18 protein-coding genes are annotated in these 16,525 nt (G+C 65.5%); 1 reads left to right on the forward strand and 17 read right to left on the reverse strand.

Translation table 11 applies throughout. From position 1 onward, the window contains the following. Positions 1-79: 79 nt before the first annotated feature. The 16 genes from queE to aspS form a co-directional block, all read right to left on the reverse strand. Positions 80-769, reverse strand: coding sequence for a 7-carboxy-7-deazaguanine synthase QueE (queE, locus tag ARC78_RS05555; RefSeq protein ID WP_054657600.1), 690 nt, complete (start codon positions 767-769; stop codon positions 80-82). Positions 770-805: 36 nt separating this feature from the next. Then, positions 806-1,615, reverse strand: a complete 810-nt coding sequence (ybgF, locus tag ARC78_RS05560; protein ID WP_054657598.1) for a tol-pal system protein YbgF — start codon at positions 1,613-1,615, stop codon at positions 806-808. 3 nt (positions 1,616-1,618) lie between these two features. Then, positions 1,619-2,134, reverse strand: a complete 516-nt coding sequence (gene pal / locus ARC78_RS05565) for a peptidoglycan-associated lipoprotein Pal (RefSeq protein WP_054657596.1) — start codon at positions 2,132-2,134, stop codon at positions 1,619-1,621. A 64-nt stretch (positions 2,135-2,198) separates the two neighbouring features. Then, positions 2,199-3,515, reverse strand: a complete 1,317-nt coding sequence (gene tolB / locus ARC78_RS05570) for a Tol-Pal system beta propeller repeat protein TolB (protein WP_054657594.1) — start codon at positions 3,513-3,515, stop codon at positions 2,199-2,201. Between the two features lie 171 nt (positions 3,516-3,686). After that, complete coding sequence (gene tolA / locus ARC78_RS05575) at positions 3,687-4,769, reverse strand: cell envelope integrity protein TolA (protein WP_054657592.1); 1,083 nt, start codon at positions 4,767-4,769, stop codon at positions 3,687-3,689. Then, positions 4,759-5,187, reverse strand: coding sequence for a protein TolR (gene tolR / locus ARC78_RS05580; RefSeq protein ID WP_054657591.1), 429 nt, complete (start codon positions 5,185-5,187; stop codon positions 4,759-4,761). Before tolR ends, tolA begins: the two co-directional genes overlap by 11 nt. A 39-nt stretch (positions 5,188-5,226) precedes the next feature. Then, positions 5,227-6,006: a protein TolQ gene (gene tolQ / locus ARC78_RS05585; protein ID WP_054657590.1), complete on the reverse strand. Its 780-nt coding sequence runs from the start codon at positions 6,004-6,006 to the stop codon at positions 5,227-5,229. Between the two features lie 20 nt (positions 6,007-6,026). Continuing rightward, on the reverse strand, positions 6,027-6,452 hold the full coding sequence (gene ybgC / locus ARC78_RS05590) for a tol-pal system-associated acyl-CoA thioesterase (protein WP_054657588.1): 426 nt from the start codon (positions 6,450-6,452) through the stop codon (positions 6,027-6,029). Beyond that, positions 6,442-7,488: a Holliday junction branch migration DNA helicase RuvB gene (gene ruvB, locus ARC78_RS05595; RefSeq protein WP_054657585.1), complete on the reverse strand. Its 1,047-nt coding sequence runs from the start codon at positions 7,486-7,488 to the stop codon at positions 6,442-6,444. Before ruvB ends, ybgC begins: the two co-directional genes overlap by 11 nt. 45 nt (positions 7,489-7,533) lie before the next feature. Next, the gene (locus ARC78_RS05600; protein ID WP_054657583.1) at positions 7,534-9,450 is read right to left on the reverse strand and encodes a potassium transporter Kup; all 1,917 of its coding nucleotides are present in this window, start codon (positions 9,448-9,450) and stop codon (positions 7,534-7,536) included. Positions 9,451-9,493: 43 nt separating this feature from the next. Further along, on the reverse strand, positions 9,494-10,081 hold the full coding sequence (ruvA, locus tag ARC78_RS05605) for a Holliday junction branch migration protein RuvA (protein WP_054657581.1): 588 nt from the start codon (positions 10,079-10,081) through the stop codon (positions 9,494-9,496). Between the two features lie 10 nt (positions 10,082-10,091). Next, the gene (gene ruvC / locus ARC78_RS05610) at positions 10,092-10,613 is read right to left on the reverse strand and encodes a crossover junction endodeoxyribonuclease RuvC (protein WP_054657579.1); all 522 of its coding nucleotides are present in this window, start codon (positions 10,611-10,613) and stop codon (positions 10,092-10,094) included. A gap of 76 nt (positions 10,614-10,689) precedes the next feature. Then, positions 10,690-11,421 (reverse strand): YebC/PmpR family DNA-binding transcriptional regulator, encoded by a 732-nt coding sequence (locus ARC78_RS05615; RefSeq protein ID WP_054657577.1) that lies wholly within the window; start codon positions 11,419-11,421, stop codon positions 10,690-10,692. Positions 11,422-11,485: 64 nt separating this feature from the next. Beyond that, positions 11,486-12,118, reverse strand: coding sequence for a lipase family alpha/beta hydrolase (locus ARC78_RS05620; protein ID WP_057505909.1), 633 nt, complete (start codon positions 12,116-12,118; stop codon positions 11,486-11,488). 112 nt (positions 12,119-12,230) lie between these two features. Further along, a complete protein-coding gene (locus ARC78_RS05625; RefSeq protein WP_054659723.1) occupies positions 12,231-12,752 on the reverse strand; it encodes a GNAT family N-acetyltransferase in 522 nt (173 codons plus the stop codon). 153 nt (positions 12,753-12,905) lie between these two features. Further along, positions 12,906-14,663 carry an aspartate--tRNA ligase gene (aspS, locus tag ARC78_RS05630; protein WP_054659721.1) on the reverse strand — a complete coding sequence of 586 codons (1,758 nt, stop codon included), beginning with the start codon at positions 14,661-14,663 and terminating at the stop codon, positions 12,906-12,908. Positions 14,664-15,126: 463 nt separating this feature from the next. Here aspS and ARC78_RS05635 point away from each other — a divergent pair, with 463 nt between their 5' ends. Next, positions 15,127-15,807, forward strand: a complete 681-nt coding sequence (locus ARC78_RS05635) for a DUF3011 domain-containing protein (protein ID WP_241772682.1) — start codon at positions 15,127-15,129, stop codon at positions 15,805-15,807. Between the two features lie 65 nt (positions 15,808-15,872). Here ARC78_RS05635 and ARC78_RS05640 read toward each other — a convergent pair whose 3' ends face one another. Then, a complete protein-coding gene (locus ARC78_RS05640) occupies positions 15,873-16,520 on the reverse strand; it encodes a hypothetical protein (RefSeq protein WP_096144907.1) in 648 nt (215 codons plus the stop codon). Positions 16,521-16,525: the final 5 nt, after the last annotated feature.

Below are 16,525 nucleotides of genomic sequence, written 5' to 3' on the forward strand. Positions count from 1 at the left end.
TCCCGCGCCGGATTTTTGAAATATCGGATCAACAATCAAAGCGCGGATGAAATCCCGCATCCGCTTGCGCGTACGCGGCTCAGCGGCCGGGGGCGTCATTCCACAGCAATTTGTGCAGCTGCATCTGGAACCGCACCGGCAAGCGGTCAGCGACGATCCAATCGGCCAGCTCACGGGCGCTGACCTGCGACTTGCTGGGCGAAAACAGGACCATGCAACGCCCGGGCAGGTCATGCTCGACCAGCATCGACTTGGCCCAGTCGTAGTCGGCGCGACTGCAGATCACGAACTTGAGCTGATCGCGCGCCGTCAACAACGGAATGTTCTCAAGCCGGTTGCGCGCCATTTCCGCCGAATCCGGGGTTTTCAGGTCGACCACGCGCGACACGCGCGGATCCACCTCGGCAATGTCCAAGGCGCCGGAAGTCTCCAGCGAGACCTCCAGACCTGCATCGCACAACTTCTGCAGCAGGATCACGCAGCGCTTCTGCGCCAACGGCTCTCCCCCGGTCACGCAGACATGCCGCACGCCCTGCCGGAGCACCTCGTCGACAATCGCGTCGATGTCCCACCAAGTGCCGCCATGGAACGCATATTCGGTATCGCAGTACTGGCAACGCAGTGGGCAGCCGGTCAGGCGCACGAACACCGTTGGCCAGCCGACGCTATCGGCCTCGCCCTGCAGGGACAGGAAAATTTCGGTGATCTTCAGTCGCGGCAATGGCGACTGCACGATCTCGCTGGGGACAGCGGCACTGGGAGAATTCATAGTCACATCAGCCGCACCGACGGGTGCGGCATCACCTCAACGCAGCTGCCGGCCAAGCCGGATCGACTGCAGTCGATCCTGGGCGGTACGGGCCGCATCACTGCCGGGAAAACGGGATACCACCTGCTCCAGGGTCTGCTGCGCCAACGCGGCATCGCCCTCCCCCAGCTGCGACAGGCCAAGCTTCAGCAAACCGCCAGCGGCCTTGTCATGGGTGGGATAGCGGGCGACGAGATCACTGAACTGCGTCTCGGCCATCTTGAAATTGCGGGTGGCGTAATAACTTTCGCCGAGCCAGTACAACGCATTGGGCGTGTAGGCGGCATTGGGATACAGCTCGAGGAAGCTCTGGAACAGCTGCGCCGAATCGGCATAGTTGCCTGCTTTCAACGCATCGAACGCGACGTTGTAGGCGGCGCGCTCGTCACCGACCGAGGCCAGCGCACCGGCGTCACCACGCACCGTGGGCGGACGTTCCGCAGCAGCCGCTGTCGGCTTTGCGGCCGCAGCGGCGGGCGTCACTGCGCCAGTGGCTGGAGCTGCCGGAGCGCCAACACCGCCCTCAAGACGGTTGAGACGACTATCCAGGTCCAGATACTGATCGCGATTGCGCTGCTTCAGCTGTTCATTTTCATGCTGGAGCTGTTCGATCGTGCCTTGCAGCGACTGCAGCTCGGTACGCAACTGCTGCAGCTGGTTGAGCATGTCGGTATTGGCCTGGCTGTTGTTGACCTGCTGCTCGAGCACGCCAACGCGATCGGCCAGACTCTGCCGCTGTGCATACGCGGGTGCGGCAGCCGAAACGGCTGCCGCGACCGCGAGCATCAGTGTGATGCCGATACGCATCGATTACTGCGCGGTGTAGACGATTTCGACGCGACGGTTCTGCGACCAGCAGGACTCGTTCGACTCGGTGCACACCGGACGCTCTTCACCGTAGGACACGACGGTCAGCTGCGAAGCCGAGCCACCGTTGGCCTGCAGCGCGGAGTTCACGCCGTTGCCACGACGCTCGCCCAGAGCCTGGTTGTACGCGCGCGAACCACGCTCGTCGGTGTGGCCCTGCAGGGTGATGCGCGAGGACGGACGGTCACGCAGATACTTGGCGTGGCAGGCCATGATGGCCTGGAATTCCGGCTTGACCGAATCCTGATCCAGGTCGAAGTAGACCACGCGCTGGCGCAGGCAGGCGTCGGTATCCAAGTCGCCCGGGCCATACAGACCCGAGGTGGACGGAGCCGGTGCCGGAGCGGTCGGGGTGGTATCGACCGGAGCAGCAGGCTGTTCCTTGACCTTCTTGGAGCAACCGGCCAGCGCGGCCACGGACAACAGCGAAACGAGCAAAACGCGAGTGGACTTATTCATGGCGATAACTCAAGGCTCCTAAGCCGGTGTTGGGGTTTAATGCAACTGCGATATTAACATTTTATCAACGCGCGGCACGGTAGGGGCCCCACGAAGGTTCCCTGACATCACCATCCGCCAAAACCAGTCGCTGGCGCACCCGCGCATCCGCCGACACGGCATACAGCACACCACGGCCACCTTCGCGGGCGGCGTACAGCACCATGCTTGCATTCGGGGCGAAACTGGGAGACTCATCCAGCGATCCCGGTGACAGCGTGCTCCAGCGGGGAGACCCCAGGCTGCTGTCCATCATCGCGATCTTATACGTATTGCCGCTGCCTTGCGCCATGACGATCTTCTTGCCGTCAAATGAAACGCTGGGGGTGGCGTTGTAGTTGCCCTGGAACGTCACACGGCTGGCGCTGCCGCCACTGGCCGGGACCTGGTAGATCTGCGGACGACCGCCCCGGTCGGAGGTGAAATAGATCGAGCCGCCATCCGCCGCCCAGGTCGGCTCGGTGTCGATACCGAAGTGGTTCGTCAGCTGGGTGAGCTGCTTGCTGCCCAGATCCATCACATAGATTTCCGGATTGCCGCTGCGCGACAGGGACAGCGCCAGCCGGCGGCCGTCCGGGGAAAACGACGGGGCACTGTTGATGCCACGGAAGCTGGTCAGCAGCTCGCGCGCGCCGGTGGAAATGTCCTGGATGTAGATGGAGGAATTTCCACGTTCGAAGCTGACATAGGCCAGCTTGCGGCCATCCGGGCTCCAGTTGGGTGACAGTAGCGGTTCGGCCGAACGCACGATGGTCTGCGGATTGAAGCCATCGGAGTCGGCCACCATCAGCGCATAGCGCATGTTGGCGCCCTTGCCGCTGGCGGTGATGTAGGCGATACGCGTCCAGAACGCGCCGCGGACACCGGTGATCTTCTCGTAGATCGCATCGGCCATCTGATGGGCGACATCACGCATCGCGTTGGAGCGTGCGGTCATCGCCAGACCCAGCATGCGCTCGCCCTTGGCGACATCGAACAGCTCGTACTCCACCCGATAGGCACCGGCGCCGGCATCGAGCACACGCCCCACCACCAGGTAGTCCTGCTTGAGCGCGCGCCAGGTCGGGTACTGCACCTCGCTGCCGCGGGTCGGACGCTCGACAATCTGCGCCTCGGGCAGACTGCGGAACTGGCCGGAGCGCTCCAGATCGGCGCGCACCACCGCCGCGACATCGGTCTGCGGCGCGACCGAGCCCTGATACGGCATCGGCACGACAGTGATCGGCATTGCCGATGCATTGCCACCGATGATGTCGATTTCCAAGCCCTTCTGCTGCGCCATCGCCGCAAGCGGCAACAGCAGGACAGCGAGGGCAACCAGCCAGCGATGCATTTTCTTCATGGGAGGCTCAACGGTACGGATCAAGTCAAAGAGGGATAGCAGCACGCGGATGAACAGTTTCGCAATTGTGAACGAACACCCTGTGAAATTCCGCCAACTGCGGAAAACGGAGTCCACTACCATGGCTTCTTGTGCAATCAGAGCAAGTGGCTACCGCGACCTGCCCTGCGCTCAGCGATCCTGCGCCTCGAAATTGAAATTGAGGTTGCGCTGGAACACCGATTCGAATCCGCGATAGGGCAGCGGCTGGGCGCGCCGCACCGCGGCCTCCACCGAACGCCTGCCGGCCTCGTCATAGGGACAGCCCGGTGCGAATTCGACATCCATCACCTCTCCCCCGGGCAGCTGACGGATGGTGAGGCGGCAGCGCTGGCCTCGCGGGATGGAATCCGGGCGTATCCACTGGTTGAGTACCGCCTGCTGGATCGCTGCCGCATATTTGGCAGTGAGATCCGTGCTGGTACCCCCCTGCCCGGGCGCGGGCGATGTCGGCCCGGCACTTCCGGTACTGCTGGACGATGCAGCCTGGGCTTTGGCGCGCGCATCGGCCACCTGGCGCAGACGCTGTTCGGCGAGCTTGGCCTCGCGCTCGGCCTGCTCCCGCTTGCGGCGGATCTCGGCGATCTTCTGCTGCCGCTCCTGCTCGGCCTTGGCCTTGGCCTCGTTGGCCTGACGCTGCTGGTCGGCCAGCTTCTTCTGGCGGTCGGCTTCTTCCTGCTGCTTGGCCAGCCTCAGCTTCTGCTCGGCCTCCTCCACGCGCTTGCGCTCGGTCAGATCGATCTGCTCCTGGCGGCGCTTGGCCTCCTGCTCCTGCCGGGCCTTCTCCTGCGAGATCGCCAGTGCACTGACGCGCTCCTGGTCCACGGTATCGGGCTGGGCGATGCGTTCTTGTGCATTGTGCTGCTGCGGAGTCGGCGCATCCTGCGGGCGCGGCTCGGGAATCGGCTGCGGCGGGGGCACGGTGTCTTCGGGCACCGGTTCGGGCTGCACGTCCTCCACCGGCTCGGGCAGGTCGGGCAGCTTTTCCGAAGCGCGCAGGGCCTGCCGCGCGGCCGAGGCTTCAGCCGCTGACAACTCCAGGCTGGCCTCCACCGCCGGGCTCCCGGCAGCGGCGTCGGTCGAGCGCGAAGGCGACCAGACCCAGGCGATGATAAAAATCGCCGCAACCAGCAGATGCACCAGCAAGGCCAGTACGACCGGCAGGCCCCACTCGCTGTTGGAATCGCGCGGCGGCGGCAAAGCGTCAGCGTGCATCGGTCGCCAGACCCACCTTCTCGATCTTCGCGGCCTTGATCACGTCCATCGCCGCGACGACCTTCTCATAGGTCACGGTCTTGTCGGCGGCGACGATCACGCGCAGATCCTTGTCCTGCGAGGCCAACGCGCCCAGCTGCGCCTGCAGCACACCAGCCTCCATGGCTTGCGGGTCCTTGGCTTCGGGCAGCTTGAGGCTGAGCTGGCCATCGGCACGCACCGAGACGATCACCGGATCCTGCCGGCTTTCCAGCGCCTTGGCGGTGGAACTGGGCAGATCGACTTCGAAACTGAGCGTCAGCAGCGGCGCGGTCACCATGAAGATGATCAGCAGCACCAACATCACGTCGATGTACGGCACGACGTTGATCTCGGACTTGAGCTTGCGGCGCTTGCGGCGGGGTATGGCGGCGGTCATGTTCTGGGCTCCTGCGGTCAGAGGAAAGCGCGGAGGCGCTTACTCGTCAGCGCCGCTCTGGCGCTGCAGGATGGAGCTGAACTCTTCGGCGAAGGTTTCATAACGCACCGACAGGCGCTCCACGCGGGTTGTGAAACGGTTGTAGGCCCACACTGCCGGGATGGCCACGAACAGGCCGATGGCGGTGGCGAACAGCGCTTCGGAGATGCCGGGCGCGACCGAGGCGATGCCGGCCTGCTCACCGCTGCTGATCATGTCGTGCATGGTCACCATGATGCCGAACACGGTACCGACCAGGCCCACATAAGGGGCGGTTGAACCGATATTGGCCAGCAGCTCCAGGTTGCGCTCCAGCCCGTCCACTTCACGGGCATAGGCGGTGCGCATGGCGCGCTGCGCGCCTTCCAGCTGGCTGCGGCCGTCCAGGCCGCGACGGTTCTGCATCCGGGTGTATTCCCGGAAACCGGATTCGAAGATCGCTTCCAGCCCGTCCACCGACCGGTTGCGATCAGTCGCCGCCGAATAAAGTTTGCCCAGATCGGCCCCCGACCAGAAGCGGTTCTCGAAATCGTTGGCCTCGCGATCGGCGGCCTTGAACACGCGTGCCTTGCGGAAAATGATCACCCAGCTGATGAACGAACCGGCCAGCAGCAGCAGCACGATCAGCTTGACCGGGATACTGGCCTTGATCATCAGATCCAGATAGTTGATGCCGCCGCCATGGCTGGCCTGGGCAACGGTCTGCGCAGCTGCGGCGCTGACATCGGCCGGCAGGGCCTCGGTCACGGTGGCCTGCAGGGCCAGAAGCAAAGCGATCATCCGGTCTTCCTCAGTATTGCTTAAGCGGTTTGTGTTTGAAGGGGTTTGAGCGTTGCGTACAGCGTTTCATCAATGGGCTGCGGACGGAAATCCGCGGCGCTGACGGCGGCAAGCCGGACCTCGGCACTGACCAGCAGCTGGTCCTCTCGCATCACCGCCTGCGTCATCAGCAGACTGGCCCGCCGGCATTGCACCAGTTCCACCGTGGTGGTCAGCGCATCATCCAGCCTGGCCGGTTTCAGGAAATCCAGCTTCATGGCACGGACCACAAACACCTGCCCGCCCCCATTGCGCATGGCTTCCTGCCCATAACCCAGCGCGCGCATCCATTCGGTGCGGGCGCGTTCCATGAACGCCACATAGCGTGCGTGGTAGACCACACCACCTGCGTCGGTATCTTCCCAGTAAATGCGTGTCGGCCAACTGAACCGGGCCTCAATCGTCATCACGCTGCTCCACAAACAGATCCACCGGTGCCGGCGCGGCCTTGGGCTTCAGCCCCATGTGGCGATAGGCCTTGTGCGTAGCCATCCGCCCACGCGCGGTACGCACCAGAAAACCCTGCTGGATCAGATAGGGCTCGACCACGTCTTCGAGCGTACCGCGCTCTTCCGACAGGGCGGCGGCCAGCGATTCGATCCCGACCGGGCCGCCGTCGAAATACTCGACCATAGTACGCAGCAGGCGCCGGTCCAGCTCATCGAAGCCTTCCGGGTCGACCTTGAGCATCTGCATGGCGGCCTGCGCGACGTTCTGGTCGATATGCCCACTGGCCTTGACCTGCGCATAGTCGCGCACGCGGCGCAGCAGGCGGTTGGCGATGCGCGGGGTGCCGCGCGAACGGCGCGCGATCTCGCCGGCGCCTTCGGCGCTGCAATCGATCCCGAGGATGGCGGCCGAGCGCCGGACGATACGGGTCAGCTCGTCGGCCGAATAGAACTCCAGCCGCTGCACAATGCCAAAGCGGTCACGCAGTGGCGCGGTCAACAACCCGGCCCGGGTGGTGGCGCCGATCAGGGTGAACGGAGGCAGATCCAGCTTGATCGAACGCGCCGCCGGGCCCTCCCCGATCATGATGTCGATCTGGAAATCCTCCATCGCCGGATACAGCACTTCCTCGACCACGGGCGAGAGGCGATGGATCTCATCGATGAACAACACATCGTGCGGCTGCAGGTTGGTCAGCAGCGCGGCCAGGTCGCCGGCTTTCTCGATCACCGGGCCGGAGGTGACCCGCAGCGCCACGCCCAGTTCGTTGGCGATGACGTGGCTGAGGGTGGTCTTGCCCAGCCCCGGCGGGCCGAAGATCAGCACATGGTCCAGCGCCTCGCCACGCGATTTTGTCGCCTGGATGTAGATATCCAGCTGCTCACGCACGGGCGCCTGGCCGAGATAGTCGGCCAGGGTGCGCGGACGGATGCTGGCATCGGCCACCTCGTCCTCGCGGGTGGCGCCGGCGCCGATGATGCGATGATCAGTCATCGCGCAATTATGCGCCAAGCGCGCGGCAAGTTACGGGCATACGGGCTAGATCTCCACCTGCGCACCCAGCTCGACCAGACGGTTGCCCGGAATCCGGAAGAAGCCGGTGGCCGGGGCCGCGTTGCGATGCATGAACGCAAACAGCTTGTCACGCCAGATCGGCATGCCGCGATTGGCGCTGGCGACGATGGTTTCGCGGCTGGCGAAGAACGTGGTCTCCATCGGATCGAAATAGATGCCGCCGTGGTCGCACGAGCGCATCAGCGCCAGCGGGACGTCCGGCGTTTCCATGAAACCGTAGCGCACCTGGATGCGATAGAACTCGTCCCCCACCGAATCGATCTTCAGTCGCTGCGCATCGGCCGCATACGGCACCGGTAGGGTTTCCACGTGGAGGAACACATTGCGCTCGTGCAGCACCTTGTTGTGCTTGAGGTTGTGCATCAGCGCGTGCGGCACCACCGCCGGATCGGCCGTCAGGAATATCGCCGTGCCCGGTACACGCACCGGCGGTGCCAGCATCAGCCCGGGCAGGAAGGTATCGATGCGGATACCGTCCTTGCGGATCTCATCGCGCAGCAGTTCGCGACCACGCCGCCAGGTGCGCATCATCGTGAACAGGGCCACCCCCAGCACGACCGGGAACCACGCCCCCTGCAGCAGCTTGGCGCCGTTGGCGATCACGAACCCCAGGTCGATGACGAAGAAAACCACGCACAGCGCGACGATGGCATGCCGCGCCCTGGGCCACAGCGCACGCGCCACCAGCGCCAGCAGCAGGGTGTCGATCAGCATCGTGGCCGACACCGAAATGCCGTATGCCACAGCCAGATTGCTGGAACTGCGGAACGCCAGCACCAGCCCGAACACCATCACCGCCAAGCCCCAGTTGATGCCCGGGATGTAGATCTGGCCGATGGTGTCGTGCGAGGTATGCAGGATGCGCATGCGCGGGATGTAACCCAGCTGTATGGCCTGACGGGACACCGAGAATGCGCCGGTGATCACCGACTGGCTGGCGATCACCGCCGCCATCGTCGCCAGGATGATCATCGGGTACAGCGCCCATTGCGGCACGGCTTCGAAGAACGGATTGGACACCGCATCCGGCCGCTGCAGCACCAGCGCGCCCTGGCCCAGATAGTTCAGCACCAGACACGGCAGTACGAAGAAGTACCAGGCATGGCGGATCGGCGGCGCGCCGAAGTGGCCCATGTCCGCATACAGCGCCTCGCCACCGGTCACCGCCAGCACCACCGCACCAAGGATGAAGATGCCGTGCCAGCCATGCTCCAGGAAGAAGCGCGCGCCCCACAGGGGATTGAAGGCCTTGAGCACTTCCGGGGCACTGATCACGTTCCAGATGCCGATCGCCGCCAGCGACAGGAACCAGATCGTCATCACCGGTCCGAACACCTTGCCGACCTTCTCGGTACCGAAACGCTGCGCGGCGAACACCGCGGCCAGCACCACCAGGGTGATCGGCACAACGAAATGGCCCAGTCCGGGCGCTGCGACCTCCAGGCCCTCCACTGCGCCCAGCACCGAGATGGCCGGGGTGATCACCCCATCACCGAAGAACAGCGAAGCGCCGAAAATACCGAGAATGCCCACCACATAGGCCGAGCGCGAGCCGTTGCGCAGCGTGCGCTGGGCCAGCGCCATCAACGCCATGATGCCGCCCTCGCCATCGTTGTCGGCGCGCATGATGATGGTCACGTACTTGAGCGTGACCACCATGTTCAGCGCCCAGAACGCCAGTGACAGCACCCCCAGTACGGTGTCGTGGTCGCTGGTCAGCCCGTAGTGCGGCGAGAACGCCTCCTTCAGGGTGTACAGCGGACTGGTGCCGATGTCGCCGAACACCACGCCGATGGCGCCGATGACCAGCGCCAGACCACCAGCGGTACCGTGGCCGGAATGTGGCGCGGAAGAATCAGACTGCGGGGAAACGTGGGACATGGAAGTCTCGATTGACGTCATACAGCCGGATGGGCACCGCGCCTCAGCGCAGCGCCGATTGCAGCGCCTTGCGGATGACGGTGGCGACATCGTCGCCCTCGCCGCCGGCATCGCGCGCCATCTTGGCCGCCTCGGCCGGTTTATAGCCCAGTTGCTGCAAGGCCACTGTCGCCTCGGACACCGGATCGGCCCCGAGCTGTCCGGCGATGGGCGCACCGCCGCCGGTGAAATTGGCCGCGCGATCACGCAGCTCCACCACCATACGCTCGGCGGTCTTCTTGCCGATGCCCGGAATACGGGTCAACGCAGCGACATCGCCGGTCTGGATCAGCCGCCCGAACTCGTCGACGCTGACCCCGGAAAGCACCGCCAGCGCGATTTTCGCGCCGATGCCCGACACCTTCTGCACATCACGGAACAGGCGGCGCTCGCCTTCGCGCAGGAAGCCGTACAGCGACACGCTGTCTTCCTTCTGCGCGTAATGGGTGAACAGGATCACCTCGCGGCCGACATCGGGCAGGTCGTAGAACGTGCTCATGGGCGCCTCCAGCTCGTAGCCGACGCCATTGACGTCGATCACCAGCCACGGCGGGGCTTTGTACGCGAGGATGCCGCGCAGGCGTCCGATCATGCCAAGTTCCTCATTTGCGACTCCAGGCCTGGCGCACATCCACGCCCAGCCGGTTGGCCGTGGCGCGCACATGCGCGTGGGTGATGGCGACGGCCAGCGCATCGGCGGCATCCGCCTGCAGCTTGCCCTTCAGGTTCAACATCAGGCCCACCATATGCTGGACCTGTTCTTTCTGCGCGCTGCCGCGCCCGACCACCGCCAGCTTGATCTCGGTGGCCGCGTATTCGCTGACCTGCAGATCCCGCATCACCACCGCACAGATCGCCGCGCCGCGGGCCTGGCCCAGCTTCAACGCCGAATCGGCGTTCTTGGCCATGAACACCTTCTCGATGGCCACTTCCTGCGGCCGGTATTCCTCGATCAGGGCATGCAGGCCATCGGCCAGCCGCTTGAGCCGCAACGCAAAGCCATCGGCGCCCAGCAGCACCAGCGGGGCATGGTAGACGTGGCTGGCACGGCCGCTGGCATCGATATCGATAATGCCGACACCGGTGCGTTGCGAGCCCGGGTCGATGCCGAGGATGCGGGTCATTGGAGGGTCTGCCTGGATTGGGACGGCGGCCATGATCCGCCACCGCCGTCTCAATCAGTAGGACGGGAACGGCCGGTCAGGCCCGCTCGAGGCTGGCCTGATCGACGTTGGAATACACGTCCTGCACATCGTCCAGGTCTTCAAGCATGTCCAGCAGCTTCTTGACCTGCACAGCGGTGTCGGCATCCACGGCGATGTCGTTGTCGGCGCGGAAGGTGATTTCGGCATGGTCCGGCGTCAGCGCCGCCGCCTCCATCGCCGCCTTCACCCCCAGGAACGATTCCGGGGCGGTGATCACATCGATCGCGCCATCTTCCGGATAGACTGCGATGTCATCTGCACCGGCCTCGATCGCGGCCTCGGTGATTTTTTCCTCATCGGCGCCGGGCGCGTAAGCCAGCACGCCAAGGCGCTTGAACATGAAAGCCACCGAGCCCTCGGTGCCCATATTGCCGCCGCACTTGCTGAAGGCATGGCGCACATCGGCCACGGTACGCACACGGTTGTCGGTCAGGCAGTCCACGATCACCGCCACGCCGCCCGGGGCATAGCCTTCGTAGCGGATTTCCTCATATTCAACGCCTTCCAGCTCGCCGGTCGCCTTCTTGATCGCGCGCTCGATCACGTCCTTGGACATGTTCGCCGACAGCGCCTTGTCGATGGCTGTACGCAACCGCGGGTTGTTGTTGGGGTCGCCTCCACCACCGCGTGCGGCCACGCTGATCTCACGGATGATCTTGGTGAAAATCTTGCCGCGCTTCGCGTCAGACGCGTTTTTGCGGCCTTCGATGGAAGGACCTCTACCCATGGGAATACCGTACATCTGTCAGGAACAGGGCGTGAATTCTACCCGATCGCCGCGCCGGCACCTGTCACGCCACCCGTCGTCCCCGATCACGGTCAAACCGCCCTTCACGCAGGAACGCCGCGGTCTGCCGCGCCACCTCCGGCGACAGCACCAGCCCGCTGTGGCTGACCGGCACCACACAATGGTCGGCCAATCCCTGCAGACGGGTCTCGGCCAGCGCCACGGTGCCATCGGAATCGGCATGCACCGCGCCCAGCAGGGCTCCCAAGCCGTGCGGCACCGAGCCGGCCACCAGCCCCACCTCGGCCCGGCCCTGCCACGCCGGCAATCCGTGCCGCAGCAGTCCGCCGCTGCGCCCCAAGGCCGCCGCCCAGCCATGCCCGGCCAGGGCGCGCGCGGTTTCGCTGCCGCACAACGGCGAGCCCAGGCACACCACCCGGGACACTTCCAGCTCCGGCGCCACCCGCAGAGCCTCCAGCGCCACCAGCCCCCCGAGGCTATGCCCGACCAGCGCGACCGGGCCGCGACCACGCAACCGCTCGATCAGCAGCGGCACCGCCACCTCCGGGCCACCGAACACGCTGGGATAGCCGAAACTGTTGACTAAAAAGCCCTGCGCGCGCAGCCGCCACGCCAGGGGGCCGACCCAGGCGCGGGCGTTCCAGATGCCATGCAGCAGCAGTACCGGTGATGTCATTGCGTCCACCTTGCGCCGCTTGCGGCGCCCGTGCTCCATATCGATACGGGGAGTGATAGCCGACCCACGGGCAATCCCGGGTGAAGCAGGTGTTGGGTGGCCACGGCCGGCGCTAGGGTGAACGGCGCAGGATGAACTCCCGGTCGCGGACCCGGCCCACCGGGAATTCGTACTCGCCGGCTTTCTCAAAACCGTGCCGGCCATAGAAGCGCTGCGCGCCGAAGTTTTCCGACCACACCCCGATCCACAGCGTGCGCGGGCCCTCGCGCTCCAGCCATGCCAGCGCGGCTTGGAACAGGCGGCTGCCCCAGCCGCCATTCTGATGGCCCTGGAGCAGATACAGGCGCTTGAGCTCCCCGTCGCCGGGACGCACCTGCGGATGCGGCAGGCCACACGGTCCGGCGGCGGCATGACCAACGGCCACCCCATCGCATTCGAGCAACCACACCGCATAGTCCGGATGCTCCAGGATCACCCGCTGGCGGGCCGCCGGATACGCTTCGTCCAGAAACGCCTGCAGATCCTCCGGCGGATACAGATGCCCGAAGGTCTCGACAAAGGTACGTGTAGCCAGCGCCGACAAGGTGTCGGCGTCGTCAGCAGTAGCGCGGCGGAGCGTGTAGCGATTGTCGATCACGGGGTTTCCGGCGGTATGGGAACGATGCCCAATCTATCCGGCGGCATTGCCATCGGATAGGACCGCCAACGCCCCCCCTCCAGACGCATTGGCGGCGGGCGCCCGGCGCTCATCAACGCGACCGGGCAGCCATCAAACGGCGAGCGGAACTTATTCCTTGGCCGCTTTCGGACGCACCTGCACATGCACCTCGGCCAGCTGCGCGTCGGTGATCGGCGAGGGCGCGTCGGTCATCAGGCACTGTGCGCCGGTGGTCTTCGGGAACGGGATCACGTCGCGGATCGACTCGGTACCGGCCATCAGCGCGGCGATGCGGTCGATACCGAAGGCGATGCCGCCGTGCGGCGGTGCGCCATAGTTCAGGGCATCCAGCAGGAAGCCGAACTTGGCGCGCGCTTCTTCAGCACCGATGCCGAGCAGCTCGAACACCGCGCTCTGCATCTCCGGACGATGGATACGGATCGAACCGCCGCCAATCTCGTTGCCGTTGAGCACCATGTCGTAACCGCGCGACACCGCCGTCTTGGCATTGGCGCGCAGGTCGGCCACGTCATCCACCGCCGGTGCGGTGAAGGGATGATGCAGGGCCACATAGCGCTGCTCTTCCTCGTCCCACTCGAACATCGGGAAGTCGGTGACCCACAGCGGGGCCCAGCCATCGGCGACCAGGTTGAAGTCCTTGCCGGCCTTCAGGCGCAGTGCGCCCATGAAGTCGGAGACCTTGTTGTAGCCGCCGGCGCCGAAGAACACGATGTCGCCATTGCCGGCACCAATGTGCTTGAGCAGCGCAGCGAAGGCGTCTTCGGCGAAGAACTTCTGGATCGGCGAGCTGATTTCACCGTTCTCGCCCACCTTGATGTAGGCCAGACCCTTGGCACCGTACTTGGCGGCGTGGGCGGCGTATTCGTCGATCTGCTTGCGGCTCAGACTGGCACCACCCGGGATGCGCAGCGCGGCCACGCGGCCGTCGGCGTCATTGGCGGCCGCGGTGAACACCGGGAACTCGCTGCTCTTGACCAGCTCGGCCACGTCCACCAGCTCCAGCGCGATGCGCAGGTCCGGCTTGTCCGACCCGTAGCGGCGCATCGCCTCGGCCCAGGTCATGCGCGGGAAGCTGGCATCGAGATCGACGTCGACCACTTCCTTGAAAATCGAGCGGATCATGTCCTCGACGAAATCCTGCACGTCGCGCTCGCGCACGAAGGCGAACTCCATGTCCAGCTGGGTGAACTCCAGCTGGCGGTCGGCACGCAGGGCTTCATCGCGGAAGCAGCGGGCAATCTGGTAGTAGCGGTCAAAGCCGGCCACCATCAGGATCTGCTTGAACAGCTGCGGGCTCTGCGGCAGCGCGTAGAACTCGCCCGGGTGCATGCGCGCCGGCACCAGGAAGTCGCGCGCGCCTTCCGGGGTGGCCTTGGTCAGGATCGGGGTCTCGATATCCTGGAAGCCGCGGCCATCCAGATGACGGCGCAGGGCCTGCACCAGCTTGATGCGGGTGCGCTGCATGCGCTGCATTTCCGGACGGCGCAGGTCCAGGTATCGGTACTTCAGGCGGGTTTCCTCGCCCGGGTTTTCGTGGGCGTGGAACGGCAGCGGCGCGGCCTTGTTGAGTACGGTGATGGCGGTGGCGATCACTTCCACCTTGCCGGTGCGCATTTTGTCGTTGACCGCGTGGCGGGCGCGCACGACGCCTTCCACCTGCAGCACGTCCTCGTAGCCCAACGAGGCGGCCACGGCGAACACCTCGGCGTTGTCCACCTCCACCGTCACCTGCACGATGCCTTCGTGATCGCGAAGATCAATGAAGCAGACGCCGCCCTGGTTACGGGCCACGTCGGTCCAGCCGGCGAGAGTGATGGTTTGGCCGATCAAGGTCTCATCGACCAGGCCACAGAAATGGGTACGCATGGAAAAGCTCCGCAGGGGATGCCAGCGCGCAGCGGCGCCGGTGAAGGTTTTATATCAGCCAAGGCCGATCAAGCCGGTTATTTTGCGGCCCGGGCGGTGCGGGAGCAAATCCGGCGACCAGTCACGCCCGCTTAAGCGGGTGGCGGACTATAGTCGGCCACCTCCGGAACTGAATGGGGATGTCACCATGAAACGCCACCTCCTGCTTGCCTGCCTTGCCGCGACCCTGCCCGGCGCGCTGTTGACCGCCCTGCCAACCACCGCACAGGCCCAGGCCACCCGCGCCTACGCACCCGAGGACCTGCGCCAGCTCAATCGCGCCGACCGCGCCCGGGTGATCGAGCGCGAATACGCAGACCAGTCCGGCGGACGCCGCATTCCCGACGACCAGCTGGAGTTCTACCTGGACCAGGTCAATTCCGGCTGGGGCTTCTCCCGGATCAAGCAGGACATCGCCACCTCGCTGCGCGGCAATGGCGGAGGCAACTGGAGCGGGGGCGGCAACGGCAATGCCGGCACCCTCCGCTGCGAGAGCAATGACAACCGCCAGCGGGTCTGCAACACCGGCTGGCGCCGCGCCACCCTGGTCCGCCAGTTGTCCAAGACCCAGTGCATCGAGGGCCGCAACTGGGGCAGCAGCAACGGCAGCGTCTGGGTCAGCAACGGCTGCCGCGCTGAGTTTGCCGAGGGCCGTGGGGGCCAGGGCGGCAACTGGAACGGCAATGCCGGCACGATCCGCTGTGAAAGCAATGACAACCGTCGTCGCGAATGCGCCACGGGCTGGCGCCGCGCCACCCTGGTGCGTCAGCTGTCCAAGACCCAGTGCATCGAGGGCCGCAACTGGGGCAGCGGCAACGGTACGGTCTGGGTCAGCAATGGCTGCCGTGCCGGATTCACGGAAGGCCGTGGCGGTGGCTGGGGCAATAACGGTGGCAACTGGAATGGCGGCAACAGCGATTACAGCGTCACCTGCAGCAGCGATGACAACCGCATGCGCTCCTGCGCCTGGGACCGGCGCCAGGGGCGCCCGGTGGTCATCCAGCAGTTGTCCAGCACCCCGTGCGTCGAAGGCCGCAACTGGGGTTACAGCGGCAACAGCGTGTGGGTGAACGCCGGCTGCCGCGCGCGCTTTGGCAGCCGCTGAGCACCGGCCCGGCTCCTGCCGGAACAGTGAAGAAGGGCGCCTCTCGGCGCCCTTCCTTTTTCCGCTCAGCTCTCGCTGCCCCACGGCGCGGGCGGCAAAGCCACCGGCGCGGTGAGATCGAATTCGACCTGGAACAGCCGCCCGTCCGGGCGCGACAGCTCGTAGACGAAGCGCTTGCCCGCTTCCAGCTCCATCGCCCAGGTATTGCGCACCGAGCCCTGCAGACCCTCGCGCTGGAACAGCGCCACCGACTCGGCATCCACCGGGAAGCGCTGCCGCGTCACGCTGCCGGCGTCCTGTGTGTCACCGCCGTACATCGTGGTGGCATCCGGACTGCCGTCCTCATGGCGGTGATCGTGTTTCAGGCGCAGCCCCCCGGCGGTGCGGGTCAGCACCCAGGTCCGCGACCGGTCATCGCCGACATGGAACGGCACGCGCAGCTCCTGGGTCGGCGCATCGCAGCCGCGGACATGCATCACCAGCGCCTTGCCCTCAAAGGCATCGGGTGTGGCCGTGGCCGGCTGGTTGGCGACCACGCGCCCGGCGAACGCCTGCCCACAATGCCGCGCCAGCGCCGCCAGGAACTGGTCGGCCGGCGCCGGGTCCGGACGGGCGATGCGCCCGGCATTGAGGGGGGCCGCAAAGGCAGGGAAAACCGCACCGCCGGCCAGGGCCAGCACGCACATCAGGGAATGCGAAAGTTTTTTGTTCATCCAGC

Origin of the sequence: Stenotrophomonas pictorum JCM 9942, from assembly GCF_001431585.1 — a bacterium.
GTDB classification, from domain to species: domain Bacteria; phylum Pseudomonadota; class Gammaproteobacteria; order Xanthomonadales; family Xanthomonadaceae; genus Stenotrophomonas; species Stenotrophomonas pictorum.

Excerpts from the sequence above, each read along its gene's own strand:
- aspS (WP_054659721.1), bottom strand. The coding sequence starts at position 14,663 with ATGCGTACCCATTTCTGTGGCCTGGTCGATGAGACCTTGATCGGCCAA.
- tolA (WP_054657592.1), bottom strand. The coding sequence starts at position 4,769 with ATGCACGCTGACGCTTTGCCGCCGCCGCGCGATTCCAACAGCGAGTGG.
- ARC78_RS05600 (WP_054657583.1), bottom strand. The coding sequence starts at position 9,450 with ATGTCCCACGTTTCCCCGCAGTCTGATTCTTCCGCGCCACATTCCGGC.
- ybgC (WP_054657588.1), bottom strand. The coding sequence starts at position 6,452 with ATGACGATTGAGGCCCGGTTCAGTTGGCCGACACGCATTTACTGGGAA.
- pal (WP_054657596.1), bottom strand. The coding sequence starts at position 2,134 with ATGAATAAGTCCACTCGCGTTTTGCTCGTTTCGCTGTTGTCCGTGGCC.
- queE (WP_054657600.1), bottom strand. The coding sequence starts at position 769 with ATGAATTCTCCCAGTGCCGCTGTCCCCAGCGAGATCGTGCAGTCGCCA.
- ARC78_RS05620 (WP_057505909.1), bottom strand. The coding sequence starts at position 12,118 with ATGACATCACCGGTACTGCTGCTGCATGGCATCTGGAACGCCCGCGCC.
- ybgF (WP_054657598.1), bottom strand. The coding sequence starts at position 1,615 with ATGCGTATCGGCATCACACTGATGCTCGCGGTCGCGGCAGCCGTTTCG.
- ruvA (WP_054657581.1), bottom strand. The coding sequence starts at position 10,081 with ATGATCGGACGCCTGCGCGGCATCCTCGCGTACAAAGCCCCGCCGTGG.
- tolB (WP_054657594.1), bottom strand. The coding sequence starts at position 3,515 with ATGAAGAAAATGCATCGCTGGCTGGTTGCCCTCGCTGTCCTGCTGTTG.
- ruvB (WP_054657585.1), bottom strand. The coding sequence starts at position 7,488 with ATGACTGATCATCGCATCATCGGCGCCGGCGCCACCCGCGAGGACGAG.
- ARC78_RS05640 (WP_096144907.1), bottom strand. The coding sequence starts at position 16,520 with ATGAACAAAAAACTTTCGCATTCCCTGATGTGCGTGCTGGCCCTGGCC.
- ARC78_RS05615 (WP_054657577.1), bottom strand. The coding sequence starts at position 11,421 with ATGGGTAGAGGTCCTTCCATCGAAGGCCGCAAAAACGCGTCTGACGCG.
- ruvC (WP_054657579.1), bottom strand. The coding sequence starts at position 10,613 with ATGACCCGCATCCTCGGCATCGACCCGGGCTCGCAACGCACCGGTGTC.
- tolQ (WP_054657590.1), bottom strand. The coding sequence starts at position 6,006 with ATGATCGCTTTGCTTCTGGCCCTGCAGGCCACCGTGACCGAGGCCCTG.
- tolR (WP_054657591.1), bottom strand. The coding sequence starts at position 5,187 with ATGACCGCCGCCATACCCCGCCGCAAGCGCCGCAAGCTCAAGTCCGAG.